Below are 14,240 nucleotides of genomic sequence, written 5' to 3'. Positions count from 1 at the left end.
CACATGACACGGCGGGTCGCGGTGTCCAGGTCGCTGGCGCGGAAGCCCGCCACCACCGATCCATCGGGGCGCTCTTCGAAGCTTTCCCAGCAGCAGCGGTAATCCTGCGCCACGCTGGCGGTGTCAGCGGAGAAAAACAGCCGCACTTCGTAGGACGACTGGCCTTCAAAGTGCTCGTCCAGGTACTGAGCCGGGTCAAATTCGGGTGGCTTGTTGAACGTCTCGGTGAGCCGCTCCATCGCTTGAATCCGGTCGACCCGAAAGGACCTCATGGCCTGGCGCAACCGGCAATAGGCGATGCAATACTGTTGGCCCCAACTGTAGACCAGGACATAGGGCTCGATGGTTCGCCATTGAGGGGCGGGCTGTTGTTTGCCCTGATACAGAACCCGCACCTGAAAACCCTGCCGAACGGCCTGGTAGAGAGTCTCCAGTTGTTCCATATCGAGATTGGGGTTGATCCGCGGAATGCCCTGGGTGATGAGGTTGCCACGAGCCCAGGCGATTTCTTGCAGTTGTTCTTCCGGCAGGACGTTTTCGATTTTGGTCATGGCGCTCAATGCCGCCCCCCGGAACAGCTTGCCCCACACGTACTCGATCAGTCCGGTCCCCAGGTGTACCGCCACGGCTTCTTCCGGCGAGAGCATCAGTGGTGGCATGCGGTAGCCGCGCACCAGGGAATAGCCACCCTGGGCACCGCGCTCGGCGTACACCGGAATACCCATATCCTCGAGCATAACGATATAGCGCTGCACGGTGCGCGCCGAAACATCCAGTGCTTCGGCCAGCTGTGAGGCCGAACTGTTGGGGTGGCGCTGCAGATAAGCAATCAGATTGAACAGGCGTGTCGCGGTATTCGCCATGGGGCTGACCCCTCGGTGTTGGTTCGTTGCCATTGTCGGGGCGATGTACGTCAAATAATGTCGTATTTGTCCGGTAAATTCCATGGTCTGTCGATATTGGGGGTGTGCAGTCGACCGTATCGGTGAGGAGATTGCGAGCACGCTGACGCTCTGTCCGTTCTTCCCGAAGCCGAATCCGGTGCAGCGGGTTAGCGCGTCAGACAGGAAAAGGTTTATTCCGGTGACAATGATGGGGACAGATTCATGACAGGTATGCATTCATTCAAAGCGCCCGCTACGGCCGTTCCCGGACTTCTGGGAGTGGAGTCGCTGTCAGGATTTCGGCTGGTGGGGCTGAGGCGAAAAATCCAGGGATTACCATCGACCGCGATTCCGGGGTTCTGGGAGAAGTTTTCGCCCTACCGGGGCTGGATTCCGGATCAGACCGATAAACACAGTTATGGCGTGTTATTACCCGCCGCCGACTCGCCGGATGGTTTCGACTATATGACCGCGGTGGAAGTGCCCGGTTTCCAGAGAATCAATGATGACTGGGATCGCCTGACGGTGCCGGCGCAGCGCTATGCGGTGTTTCTGCACCGGGATCATGTGTCGGAGTTGCGCCCGGCCCTGCACACCATTTTTGCCCATAGCCTGCCGGGGCTCAATTTAAGCCCCCAGCGTCGCAATGGCCCCCTGCTCCTGGAACGCTATGGCGCCGAGTTTGATTTTCGCACTGGGTGGGGCGGTATCCAGATCTGGGTGCCCCTGCAGGAAGAGGTGGTCGGGGCGTAGTTCTGGCCGGCGTTACCCCGTACACTGGCGACTTTCCAGGGAAACCATCAGGAGTACTTGTGCAACCGATAATCTCAGTTCAGGGCCTGAGCAAGGTATACGGATCGGGCTTTCAGGCGCTGACGGATGTCAGCCTGGACATCAACCCCGGCGAAATATTCGCGTTACTCGGGCCCAATGGCGCCGGTAAAACCACGCTGATCAGCATCATCTGTGGCATCGTCAATCCGACCAGCGGTCGAGTGTTGGCCGATGGCCACGACACTGTGAAAGAGTATCGGGCGGCCCGTCAGAAAATAGGCCTGGTGCCGCAAGAATTGGCCGTGAATATTTTTGAAACCGTATGGAGCACGGTCAGATTCAGCCGGGGCCTGTTTGGCAAGCCACCCAATGATGCGTTCCTGGAGCAGCTGCTGAAAGATCTGTCGCTGTGGGATAAAAAAGACAGCCGGATCATGGCGCTCTCCGGTGGCATGAAGCGTCGGGTTCTGATCGCCAAGGCCCTGGCCTATGAGCCGCGCATTCTGTTTCTCGATGAGCCCACCGCCGGTGTGGACGTCGAGTTGCGCCGGGATATGTGGCGGATGATCCGTCAACTGCGCGACAGCGGCGTAACGATCATTCTCACCACCCACTATATTGAAGAGGCCGAAGATATGGCCGATCGGGTGGGGGTCATTCAGCGCGGCGAGATCATCCTGGTGGATGAAAAAGCCGCGTTGATGCAGAAGCTCGGACAGAAACAGCTGACCCTTCAGCTCAGTGAACCCCTGGATCAGGTGCCGACCGCTCTGCCCGCGGAACAGACCACCTTGTCCGATGATGGTTATCAACTGACGTATACCTACGATGCGCAGGGTGATCCGGTGGCGGTTGCCCGGCTGTTACGGCAACTGGCCGAACTCAATATTGATTATCGGGACCTGCACACGTCCCAGAGCTCACTGGAAGATATTTTTGTCAGCCTCGTGGAGGAGCGCGCATGAACGGGTATGCGATTCGGGCGATCTATCTGTTTGAACTGGCGCGGGCCTGGCGCACCCTCATGCAGAGTATTGCCTCGCCGGTGTTGTCCACCTCGCTTTACTTTGTGGTATTCGGGGCTGCGATCGGCTCGCGCATGGTAGAGATCGACGGCGTCAGCTACGGTGCCTACATCATTCCGGGGCTGATCATGCTGACGGTGTTGAACGAAAGCACCTCCAACGCATCGTTCGGTATTTATATGCCGAAGTTCACCGGCACCATCTACGAGATACTGTCCGCCCCGGTTTCCGCTCTTGAGATTGTCATTGGTTATGTGGGCGCGGCGGCCACCAAGTCCATCATCCTGGGGCTGATCATCCTGCTGACCGCGAGGGTGTTTGTGGACTACTCCATCGAGCATCCCTTCTGGATGTTGGCGTTTCTGATTCTGACATCGCTGAGCTTCAGCCTGCTGGGTTTTATCATTGGCGTGGTGGCGGAGAGTTTTGAGCAGTTGCAGATCGTACCCATGATGGTGATCACGCCATTGGCGTTCCTGGGGGGCAGTTTCTATTCCATCAATATGCTGCCTCCTCTTTGGCAGACCATTACCCTGTTCAATCCGGTCGTGTACCTGGTCAGCGGTTTTCGCTGGAGTTTTTATGGCGTGTCCGATGTGGGAGTCGGGCTGAGTCTCACCATGATTCTGGTGTTTATGCTGCTCTGTCTCGGGGTCATCGCGTGGCTCTTCAAAACCGGCTATAAAATCAAGCCATGATGAGGGTGGCGGCGATCGTTCGACGGTGCCCATCTCGGAGGTTGTCGCGCCAAACCACAAAAATCGGGGTTTCAAGCAGGAAAGCCGAAGATTTTTTCCGTTTTATTCAATTTTTTAATTATAGAACGGATGTTTTTATCGCAAAATGGTCTTGAAATGGCGACCTGATTCCTTGTTTTCTTAGCAGGAAAAGAAATGTCAAGAGTGTCTTTATATAACAGTTCACATTTTTGAGGCGCCGCCGCCCGATGGTTTACCGGTAAAAGTGCGACGCGGTTCCCCTGTCCGTAAGCAACATCCAAACTCCCGGTTATACCCCTGTTTATTAAAACGACGATCTGGGCCTGTGTCCTTCCGGGTGCGGACTTTCATCACATGAGCGATGCTAATTGGTTAGCAGCTCAACCTATTTTACGCTGTGGTTGATCACTCGCTATCAATGCATATCGCCCCGCAAAGATTTCTGAAATTGTGAACTCCTTCCGTCGATTGACAGACGAAAAATGATCCCTATTCTTGCCACCAACGCGAATGGCTCCCGGGCCACTCGTTCTCTTTCAAAGCTATTTAACGGTCGGATGGATTCCATTTATGAATAGCTCCATGGGTTGCATCAGTAACTGGGTTATCGCTTCCTTCCGGAGTGCGGAAGGTGACGGCGGGAGTATGTCCGGCCGCACCTGACGCAACGCACCTCGAAAGTGAGCGGTAGCAATCAACACTTTCGAGGTATTCAATGAAATACATTGCTTCTGCGGTATTGGCCGCCGCACTGCTGGCCCCCGCCTATGGCGCGGTGGCTGCCGCGCCGTCAAATTTGGCCCTGGACAAGCCGGTGTCCGCCTCCTCCTCCCAGAACAGAAATCGTGACGCCGAGTTTGCCGTCGATGGCAATGTCGGTACTCGCTGGAGCAGCGATTTTTCCGATGGCAACTGGATCATTGTTGACCTGGAGAGTGTTTACGACATTTCTTCCGTGATACTTCAATGGGAAACGGCCTATCCCGAGCAGTACAATCTTGAGGTTTCGCTGGACGGCAGCAATTGGGAAACCGTCAGCGCCGTAACCAGCAGCAACGGCGGTGTCGACAGTTTCGCCATGACCCGGTCCGCGCGCTATGTTCGTGTCGAAAGCGTCAAGCGTGCCACCAAGTGGGGTGTATCCCTGTGGGAGCTGGAAGTTTACGGTGTTGAGCCCGAGCCCGAGCCCGAGCCCGAAACTGAACCTGAATCCACAACCGATTCCGAAACCACCTCAGGGGACGGCGCGAATCTGGCGTTAAACCAGACGATGTTCGCTTCTTCCTCCGAGAACAGCAGCCGGTTGCCCGAAGAGGCGGTCGACGGCGACATGAATTCGCGTTGGGCCAGTGAGTACGGCGAAGATCAGTGGATCGCCGTGGATCTTGGTGCGACCTATGATCTCTCCTCCCTGGTTCTTCGCTGGGAAGTGGCGCACGCCGAAGCCTACGATATTCAAGTGTCGACGGACGCTAACGACTGGCAGACGGTCCAATCGGTCACGAACAGCGATGGTGGCGAGGACGTTGTTGAGCTGAGCGCAACTGGTCGCTACGTCCGTATTCAGAGCGTGCAGCGCGCTACCCGTTGGGGCATCTCTCTGTGGGAGCTCGAAGTGTATGGAGCAGAACCCTACGTGGCGCCTGAACCGCAACTGGTATCCGAGGGACGCCCGGCAACTGCCTCGTCCACCGAACGGGATGCCTACGCGCCGGAGAATGCCTTTGACGGTAGCGGCAGTACACGTTGGGCCAGTGTTTACGGCGATACCGCCTGGCTGCAGGTTGATCTGGGCGAGGCGCATCAGGTCACCGGGGTTAACCTTGACTGGGAAACAGCGTATTCCAGTGAATACCAGATTCAGACGTCCTACGATGGCCAAAGTTGGACAACGGTCGAGCACATTGTCGATGGCAATGGCGGTACCGATGAGCTCGTCGTCGACGGTCACGGTCGCTATGTACGCATGATGGGCCTGGCCCGGGCGACATCCTGGGGTCACTCACTGTGGGAAATGCAGGTGTTCGGTTATCCGACCGACAGCGCCGACTCACCGTCCGATGGCACCGATGGCTCCACTGATGACGGTACTGGCTCCGAGACCGACACTGGCTCTGATACCGACACCGGCTCTGATACCGACACCGGCTCTGATGATGGCTCCACCGGTGATGGTTCTACCGGCGAGGGAGAACCCACTGAAGAGGAAACGGTAGATACGACGGCACCTACGGCGCCGGGTTCACTGAACGATACCGCGGTTGGCACCTCTTACGTGACCCTGTCCTGGGCGGAATCCAGTGATAACGAGGCGGTGATGAGTTATGAGGTGTATCGCGATGGCGCCCGAATCACGGAACTGTTGGCGCCCGAGACCAGCTACACCGACACGGGCTTGTCCTCAGGAACCACCTATCAGTATTCGGTGCGCGCGGGCGATGCGGCGGGCAATTGGTCCGAAAATAGCACCACGCTGGTGGTCACCACCAACAGTGAGCAGGTTGTGGGTGACGGCGTGGTCCTGGAGTGGACGACGCCGGATCAGCGCGAAAATGGTAGCTACCTGGAGTTGAATGAAATTGGCGGCTATGAGATCCGCTATCAGCAGGGCGCCGGTGGCGAGTCTCAGTCGGTTGTGGTGAACGATGCGTACGCCACGTCTCATGAGCTGAATCTGGAAGACGGAATCTACGAGTTCTCCATTGCTGTCTTTGACGTCAATGGCCTTTACAGTCAGTTTGTACCGATTGATCCGGTTCCATAACGCCTTGCGCTGATGTGAAGCATCTGAAAAAAATTTTGACTTAGCCGGCCTCTGTGCCGGCTTTTTTTGTGTCGGATTAAACCACCTTCCCTACAGCTGTTAGCAAAAATTCAAATAACGGAAAATGTTATTTATTAAGAAACAGTTGCACTCAATCCCGCCATTTTTGATTGAAACGACAATGCTTATGTGATCCATACCCCGCCTCGACGTTGACATTTTTGATTCGTGACACAGAACACGCTATTGCGCGCCACGATCGCGTTTTCAGGATTGTCTTATGGTCAAAAAGTACTTTAGGGTGTCGCCGGATCGGAGACAAAACGCGTTGCAAAGCATTCGATAAAGAGACGCGTTCGGTCACCGAAAATCATAAAACAATAAAACGCGCCGCCGTCTGGGACGACAATCGGCGCGACCGGTTCACGCTTGGGTAACGTTGAAAGCAATTTAGACCCGAACGTTTCAAACACTCGGGTTTTAACGTTGCTCCATTTCATAAAAGAAAGAGGCAAGAACCATGAACGCTATCAAGAAAACCCTCGCGTGCGCCGCTTTGGGTGCCAGTGCCCTGTCGGCTGCAATCGGTGTACAGGCAGGATTTCAGGTATCGGGAACCCAACTGCTGGATGGCAATGGCAATCCGTTCATCATGCGCGGAGTGAACCACCCTCACACCTGGTTTACCGGTCGCACCGAGCAGGCGCTGTCCGACATCGCCAGCGTCAATGCCAACACCGTCCGTATAGTGTTGTCCGATGGCCAGCAGTGGACGCGCAACAGTGCCGCCGATGTGGCGCAGGTGATTGAATGGTGTAAAGACAACGAGCTGATTGCGGTACTGGAGGTGCATGACGCCACCGGTTATGGCGAGCAGGACAGTGCGGGAACGCTGGAAAATGTTGTCGACTATTGGCTCGACATCGCTCCGGTACTTGAGGGGCAGGAAGATTACGTCATCATCAATATCGCCAACGAGCCATTTGGAAACGGGGTGGCCGCGAGTACCTGGGTGGATCAGCATGTCGACGCTATCCAGCGCCTGCGCGAAGCCGGCCTGACCCACACACTGCTGGTGGATGCGGCCAACTGGGGACAGGACTGGCAGGGTGTGATGCGCGATAACGCCTCCACCGTGGCCGCCGCGGATGAGCGCAATAACACGTTGTTCAGCGTACACATGTACGAGGTGTACCAGGACCGTTCCACTATTGAGAATTATGTGTCCACATTCTTGTCCACCCATAATTTACCGCTGATTGTGGGTGAATTCGGGGCGGATCACTACGGCAATGAGGTTGATGAAGCGTCGGTTCTGTCCGTGGCCGAAGACTATGGCATTGGCTATCTGGGGTGGTCCTGGTCGGGTAACAGCAGCGAGGTTGCCTCGCTGGATATCACGTTGAACTGGGATGTTGACAATCTGTCTTCCTGGGGCGATTTTCTGATCAACAGCAGTAACGGGCTGCGCCAGACGGCCCAGACAGCGACGGTCTACGAAGGTCAAAACTCATCGTCCAGTAGCGACGCCTCTTCAAGTTCCTCATCGTCAAGTTCCAGCGTTTCAAGCAGCAGTTCCAGCAGTCATTCATCGTCCAGCAGCGCACAGCCAGGTGCTGGAGATTGCGAGTATCAGATCACCAATGAATGGAGTTCGGGGTATATCGGTGCCATTCGGTTGACCAACTCCGGTACGCAGCCCGTGGACGGATGGTCAGTGAGCTGGGAGTACAGCGACGGCTCACGTATCACCAACAGTTGGAACGCGAAGCTGTCCGGTAATAACCCCTACTCGGCAGCCAATCTCGACTGGAATGGTGTCCTGCAACCCGGACAGACCATCGAGTTTGGCATTCAGGTCAGCAAGGGGGGCGCGGATGCCCAAGCGCCAAGCCTGTCTGGCCCGCTGTGTGACTGAACGGATTAGTCGGGCGGCGCGGGTTGCAGGGCGTCGCCTGAGCTTGAATTGCGCGGGTCGGTTCGATCGCCCGTGCTTCCTGGCCTGTCAGGGAAACGACAACCATCGGCGAAAGTTCGTCGGCGGACTCACCGGGAGGTGGTGGCATTTGCGACGCAGTACTTAACTTTCCAAGTACGTTTTAAGGAGATCCAATACAATGATAACGACAGTAAAAAAAGGCAGTGGTCTGGCGTTGCTGGGGTTGGCTATTGCCGCCGCCAGTCACGGCGCGTCAGCCGAATGCGCCTACTCGGTCAATAACGAATGGGATAACGGCTACACCGCCGAGGTCACCCTGACCAATGACGGTGCCAGCGCCGTCAGCGGGTGGGATGTGAGTTGGACGTTTGACGCCAACCGCATGACCAACGGCTGGAACGCCCAATTCTCCGGAAGCAATCCCTATACCGCCAGTGATATGGGCTGGAATGGCACGCTCCAGCCGGGGCAGAGTGTCAGCTTCGGTTTTCAGGTGGACAAAAACGGGGGCGCGGCGGAACAGCCGACGTTGGAGGGCGCGCTCTGTGAAGACGGCGGTTCGTCCTCCAGCTCGAGCTCCGAGTCCTCATCGAGTGACAGCAGTGCTTCCTCAAGCAGTGACCCGGGCGGCGCGGGGCAGCAGTGCAACTGGTACGGCACGACTTACTCCCTGTGCGAAACCACCGACAGTGGTTGGGGCTGGGAAAACAATGAAAGCTGTATCGCCCGCAGCACCTGTGAGGCGCAACCGGACCCCTATGGGGTGATCGATGGCGACGGGAGCAGCAGCTCTTCTTCATCGTCGAGCTCTTCCTCATCGAGCAGCGAGTCGTCCAGCTCGGAATCTTCCAGTTCGGACTCCTCCAGCTCTGATTCTTCAAGCAGTGACAGCAGCTCCAGCGAGAGCAGTTCGTCCTCCAGCAGCTCATCTTCCGATGGCGATTACACGCGTGTCGACAACCCATTTGACGGCACCACCCTGTACGTCGATCCGGTCTGGTCTGCAAAAGCACTGGCGGAACCCGGTGGCGAGGCCATTGCCTTTGAAAATACCGCCGTGTGGATGGATCGCATTGGTGCGATCACCGACGGTATCGGCCTGAAAGGTCACCTGGATGAAGCGGTCAATCAGGGCGCGGACACCTTCATGTTTGTGGTGTACAACCTGCCCAATCGCGATTGTGCCGCCTTGGCGTCCAACGGCGAGCTGCGGATTTCGGAGAACGGTTTCGAAATTTATCAGCAGGACTATATCGCCCCGATCGTGCAACTGCTGGGTCAGCCGGAATACAGCGACCTGCACATCGTCGCCATTGTGGAAGTCGACTCCCTGCCCAATCTGGTCACCAACCTGGATGAACCCGACTGTCAGGAAGCGGCCGGACCCGGTGGTTACGAGGATGGCATTCAGTACGCGCTCAATGAGTTGAGCACCCTGCCCAATGTGTATTCCTATGTTGATATTGCCCACAGCGGTTGGCTGGGCTGGAGCGACAACTTCAGCGAGGCCGTTCAGCTTATCGGCAATACCATCAAAGGCACTGACAAAGGTGTGGACAGCATCGCGGGCTTTGTCACCAACTCGGCCAACTACACGCCGCTGGAAGAGCCGTATCTGCCCGACCCCAGCCTGCAGGTGGGTGGTCAGCCGGTTCGCTCCAGTTCCTTCTATGAATGGAACCCCTACTTCGGGGAAATCGAATTCGCGCAGGACTGGCGTCAGGCGATGATCCAACAGGGCTTCCCGAGTGACATCGGTATGTTGATCGACACCGGCCGTAACGGTTGGGGTGGACCGGATCGTCCCACGGGCGTGTCGACCAGCACGGATCTGGATACCTATGTGGATGAGTCGCGCATCGACCGTCGTCACCATCGCGGGAACTGGTGTAACCAGCCCGGTGGTGTGGGCGAGCGTCCCCAAGCCAATCCGGCTCCGGGCCTCGACGCCTATGTCTGGGTGAAACCGCAGGGTGAATCCGACGGTATCTCCGATCCGGATTTCGAGCCAGATCCGAACGATCCGGCCAAGCAGCACGATGGCATGTGTAACCCCAATGAAAACAACGAAGACGCCGGGGTTCCCACCGGAGCATTGCCCAATGCACCGCATGCCGGTCGTTGGTTCCCGGAGGCCTTCGAGCTGTACCTGCAGAACGCCTATCCGCCGCTGGATTGATGTTGTGCGGAAACAGGTGAAATTGACCGGCGGTGTTCCCCCCTTTCGCCGCCGGTCGCACACCACTGCCTTCGGGCGGTGGTGTGCTTCCCGATGTACGAATCGCAATAGAGGCGTCTCGCTTCTGTTTGCCAGCCAACAATCAGCCAGGCTTTGATTGAGCGTTATTGCATGAACAACACATTTTTACGGTCTCAATATTACCCAAGATTTCAGTGTGTGCTCGGCGCGCTGATTCTGGTGCTGACCGGCCTGACGGGCTGTCAGACCACATCCCACTCGTCGGCCACAGCGGCCGGCCAACTGACGTTTGTACAGAAAAAGATGGGCCCGGTGACCCAGTTGCAGCGGGTGTCCCCGACCGGGGAAAGCGGGCCGGTTCTGGTCAGCGAGCGCTGGCGGGATTTACAACCGCACTGGTCGCCGCAGGGAACGCTGGTGTTTATGTCCAACCGTCACGGTCGCGATCAGATTCATCTGGACAAAGATCGCGAACGCTTGCAGATCTTCCTGCTCGAACCCGGCAATGCCGAGCCCGAGCTCATCAGCGACACTGACGACAGTGCGGTATCGCCCCGCTTCAGCCCGAGCGGCGAGGCGGTGGCCTATATTCACGCCCGGCCCGGGAATGCCGCACTGGAAGTGGTCGAGCTCAATGCGCGCGGCGCGACTCCGGTCACTCAGGCCCGGGACATTCTCGACTACGCCTGGGCTCCCGACGGACGTGCTCTTGCGGTGGTGGTGTTTGATCCCGGTCGATCGCGCCTGCAGTTCGTCGCGGCCCCGGGGGAAGACGAGCCGGGCTTTCCGAGTCTGCAGCCTGAACAGAATGGCGCTGTCATTACCGGCGTCAGTTGGTCCCCTGACGGCTCTGCTGTGGCCTACATCGTCAATAGCCCGGATCGCGCCCGCCGGTTATACGTGCATGACCTGGCAAGTGGGGAAAGCCGGCGTTTATCGAATCCGGAGCACCATGTACAGAACCCTGTGCAATGGTCGGCGGACGGTGATGCGCTGCTCTATGCGGCTCTGGTGGATTTTGATTTCCATTACGACGAGGCGCAACGCGAACAGGTATACGAAGGCAGCATGCAGATTTTTCTCAGTGACCGGTCGGGCAATGCCCGTCAGCTCACTCAGGGCGAAGGCCGACATGGGGCGCCGGTGTTTTCCCCGGACGAGCGCCACATCGGATTCTTATACGCCGACACACTCGATGCGCGAATTTTGTCTGTGCGCACGATGGATCTCGAGGGCAAGGAGGTGCGTGAGTTGCATCAGCGCGTCGCCCCCGAGTCGTTACTGCAATGGAACTGAACCGCCAACAATAATCGGAGATAATAATCATGAAGGTAACTGCTTCAAATCGGCAATCGTCACGGTTTACCGTGGCTCGTAACACCCTCGCCAGTGCGGTATTGCTGGCAACGGCTTCTCAGGCATTCGCGGAAGTCGGTAACCCCCGGGTCAATCAGGTGGGCTATCTGCCCAACGGCGAAAAAGTGGCCACCTATGTCAGCGACAGCACGGTAGGCAAAGCCTGGAGTCTGTATCAGAATGGCTCATTGGTCGCCGAGGGCACAACCGTGCCGGTCGGCCAGGATCCGGCGTCCGGTGATCACGTACACCAGCTGGGCTTTTCCGATGTCACGGTGGAAGGTGACGGCTATGTGCTGATGATCGACGGCGATGAGAGCTACCCGTTTTCCATTTCGGCCGACAACTTTACCGGCCCCTTATACGACTCGCTGAAATACTTTTACCACAACCGCAGCGGCATCGAGATCGAAACCCAGTACACCGGCGGTGGCAACACCAGCTACGCGAGCGATGCCCGCTGGGCTCGTCCGGCCGGCCATCTGAATCAGGGCGTCAACCAGGGCGATTACGATGTTCCCTGTTGGGAGGGCACCTGTAACTATTCCCTCGATGTGACCAAAGGCTGGTATGACGCTGGCGATCACGGCAAGTATGTGGTCAATGGCGGCATCTCGGCCTGGAAGCTGCTCAATATGTATGAGCGCGCCCTGCACCTGGGCGGCAACCTGGATCGCTTTGCCGACGGTACGCTGAACATTCCCGAGAGCGGTAACGGCATCCCCGATCTGCTCGACGAAGTGCGCTGGCAAATGGAGTTCCTGCTGTCCATGCAGGTTCCGCAGGGCGAAGCCAAAGCCGGTATGGCGCACCACAAAATGCATGACGTTGGTTGGACCGGTCTGCCGCTGGCGCCGCACGAAGACAGCAGTGCCCGGGCGCTGGTACCGCCGAGTGTGACCGCCACCCTGAACCTGGCGGCAACAGCGGCGCAATGTGCCCGTATCTGGGCCGGCATCGACAGCGAGTTTTCCGATCGTTGCCTGACCGCCGCCGAGCGCGCCTGGGATGCCGCCGAGGCGAATCCGGGGGATGTCTACACCAGCGGTTACGACAACGGTGGCGGCGCCTACGGCGACGACGAGCCCGCCGATGAGTTCTACTGGGCCGCCGCAGAGCTTTACATCACCACGGGTGACAGCCGTTACCTGCCGACGCTGCAGAACTATGAACTGGAGCGTATCGACTGGGGTTGGCCCGATACGGAACTGCCAGGGGTCATGTCCCTTGCCACGGTGCCGTCCGAGCACACCGCCAGCCTGCGCAGCGATGCACGACAGTACATCCAGTCGGTGGCCGACACGCATCTGATCACCATTGCCAACACCGGCTATCGGGTGCCCAATACTGATGAGGAATACTATTGGGGGTCGAACAATGTGATCGCCAACAAGCTGTTCCTGTTGGGGCTGGCCTACGACTTCACCGGAGACGATCAGTATGCTCACGGTGTGGGTTCGGGGATTGATTACCTCTTCGGTCGCAATACCCTGTCGTTCTCGTTTGTCTCCGGGCACGGCGAAGACGCGTTGACCGAACCGCACCACCGGTTCTGGGCCGGCGCCCTTGATGGCAGCTATCCGTGGCTACCGCCCGGTGCATTGGCCGGCGGTCCGAACTACGGCCTGGAGGACGACGTTTCCCGCAATGCCCTGAGCGGCTGCGAATCGGCTCCGGCCACCTGCTACCTGGATGATATCGAGGCCTGGTCCACCAACGAGATCACCATCAATTGGAACAGTGCGCTGGCCTGGGTGCTCGCCTTCCATGATGACTACGCCGAAGGGGGCAATTCATCCAGCTCTTCCTCGAGCTCCTCGTCCAGCAGTTCATCCTCCAGTTCGTCGAGCAGCGAGTCTAGTTCCAGTAGCAGCTCCAGCAGTTCGTCGTCCAGCTCCTCGTCTTCCGAACCCGCAGGGCAACAGTGCAACTGGTACGGCACGCTGTACCCGCTGTGCGAACAGACCCAGAGCGGTTGGGGTTGGGAGGATAACCAGAGCTGCATCGCGCCGAGCACCTGCGAGTCCCAGCCGGACCCCTATGGTATTGTCGGTGACGACAGCAGCTCCTCGTCCAGCTCCAGTTCGCAGAGCAGTCAGAGCAGCAGCGAATCCGAGAGCAGTGAGTCGTCCAGCTCGAGTTCAAGTTCCGACAATGGTGGCCTGGCCGAGTGTGAGTATCAGATCAGCAATGAGTGGAGCACGGGCTACACTGCGGCTATTCTGATCAGCAACACGGGAGCCCAGGCGATCAATGGCTGGTCGGTGAACTGGGAGTATTCGGATGGCTCGTCGGTCACCAACAGTTGGAACGCACAGGTCTCTGGCAGCAACCCTTATACCGCCACCGATCTGGGCTGGAACGGCACCCTGCAACCGGGCCAGTCCGTGGAGTTCGGCTTCCAGGTGAGCAAGGGCGGCAGCGGTTCCGCGCAAGTGCCAGAGGTAAATGGAAGCGTGTGTGACTGACTCTGTCGTTGCATTGTGCTTCGACTAGAGTGCTGCGGGAGGGTATACCGTTCCGGGACACGCCGTAAACCCATCCATGGGGGCTCGACACCCGCCGTCCAGGCGGGTGAC

At 57.8% G+C, this 14,240-nt stretch carries 9 protein-coding genes; 8 read left to right on the top strand and 1 reads right to left on the bottom strand.

The window, feature by feature from the left end; all coding sequences use genetic code 11:
- Nucleotides 1-863 (bottom strand): helix-turn-helix transcriptional regulator (locus B3520_RS03270; RefSeq protein ID WP_286875406.1); only part of this gene is annotated, 863 nt, incomplete at its 3' end.
- A gap of 252 nt (nt 864-1,115) precedes the next feature.
- Between B3520_RS03270 and B3520_RS03265 the strand changes: the two genes are divergently transcribed.
- From B3520_RS03265 to B3520_RS03230, 8 genes are all read left to right on the top strand, one after another.
- On the top strand, nt 1,116-1,637 hold the full coding sequence (locus B3520_RS03265) for a GyrI-like domain-containing protein (RefSeq protein ID WP_286805215.1): 522 nt from the start codon (nt 1,116-1,118) through the stop codon (nt 1,635-1,637).
- Nucleotides 1,638-1,696: 59 nt separating this feature from the next.
- Nucleotides 1,697-2,623: an ABC transporter ATP-binding protein gene (locus B3520_RS03260; protein ID WP_286805213.1), complete on the top strand. Its 927-nt coding sequence runs from the start codon at nt 1,697-1,699 to the stop codon at nt 2,621-2,623.
- A complete protein-coding gene (locus tag B3520_RS03255; protein ID WP_286805212.1) occupies nt 2,620-3,381 on the top strand; it encodes an ABC transporter permease in 762 nt (253 codons plus the stop codon). The genes B3520_RS03260 and B3520_RS03255 overlap by 4 nt, the downstream gene beginning before the upstream one ends.
- A gap of 736 nt (nt 3,382-4,117) precedes the next feature.
- Nucleotides 4,118-6,166 carry a discoidin domain-containing protein gene (locus B3520_RS03250; RefSeq protein WP_286875404.1) on the top strand — a complete coding sequence of 683 codons (2,049 nt, stop codon included), beginning with the start codon at nt 4,118-4,120 and terminating at the stop codon, nt 6,164-6,166.
- Between the two features lie 520 nt (nt 6,167-6,686).
- Nucleotides 6,687-8,084 (top strand): cellulase family glycosylhydrolase, encoded by a 1,398-nt coding sequence (locus tag B3520_RS03245; RefSeq protein ID WP_286805208.1) that lies wholly within the window; start codon nt 6,687-6,689, stop codon nt 8,082-8,084.
- A gap of 199 nt (nt 8,085-8,283) precedes the next feature.
- The gene (locus B3520_RS03240) at nt 8,284-10,284 is read left to right on the top strand and encodes a glycoside hydrolase family 6 protein (RefSeq protein WP_286875403.1); all 2,001 of its coding nucleotides are present in this window, start codon (nt 8,284-8,286) and stop codon (nt 10,282-10,284) included.
- A gap of 171 nt (nt 10,285-10,455) precedes the next feature.
- On the top strand, nt 10,456-11,601 hold the full coding sequence (locus B3520_RS03235; RefSeq protein WP_286805193.1) for a hypothetical protein: 1,146 nt from the start codon (nt 10,456-10,458) through the stop codon (nt 11,599-11,601).
- 29 nt (nt 11,602-11,630) lie between these two features.
- Nucleotides 11,631-14,129 (top strand): glycoside hydrolase family 9 protein, encoded by a 2,499-nt coding sequence (locus B3520_RS03230; RefSeq protein ID WP_286805192.1) that lies wholly within the window; start codon nt 11,631-11,633, stop codon nt 14,127-14,129.
- The last annotated feature ends 111 nt before the right edge of the window (nt 14,130-14,240 follow it).

Origin of the sequence: Marinimicrobium sp. UBA4509 (assembly GCF_002388575.1) — a bacterium.
Classification (GTDB): domain Bacteria; phylum Pseudomonadota; class Gammaproteobacteria; order Pseudomonadales; family Cellvibrionaceae; genus Marinimicrobium; species Marinimicrobium koreense.
Note: the sequence above shows the minus strand (reverse complement) of the source record. Positions and strands in the feature narration are given on the sequence as shown.

Coding starts and splice junctions, on each gene's coding strand:
- B3520_RS03245 (WP_286805208.1), top strand. CDS start 6,687: ATGAACGCTATCAAGAAAACCCTCGCGTGCGCCGCTTTGGGTGCCAGT.
- B3520_RS03250 (WP_286875404.1), top strand. CDS start 4,118: ATGAAATACATTGCTTCTGCGGTATTGGCCGCCGCACTGCTGGCCCCC.
- B3520_RS03255 (WP_286805212.1), top strand. CDS start 2,620: ATGAACGGGTATGCGATTCGGGCGATCTATCTGTTTGAACTGGCGCGG.
- B3520_RS03265 (WP_286805215.1), top strand. CDS start 1,116: ATGCATTCATTCAAAGCGCCCGCTACGGCCGTTCCCGGACTTCTGGGA.
- B3520_RS03235 (WP_286805193.1), top strand. CDS start 10,456: ATGAACAACACATTTTTACGGTCTCAATATTACCCAAGATTTCAGTGT.
- B3520_RS03230 (WP_286805192.1), top strand. CDS start 11,631: ATGAAGGTAACTGCTTCAAATCGGCAATCGTCACGGTTTACCGTGGCT.
- B3520_RS03240 (WP_286875403.1), top strand. CDS start 8,284: ATGATAACGACAGTAAAAAAAGGCAGTGGTCTGGCGTTGCTGGGGTTG.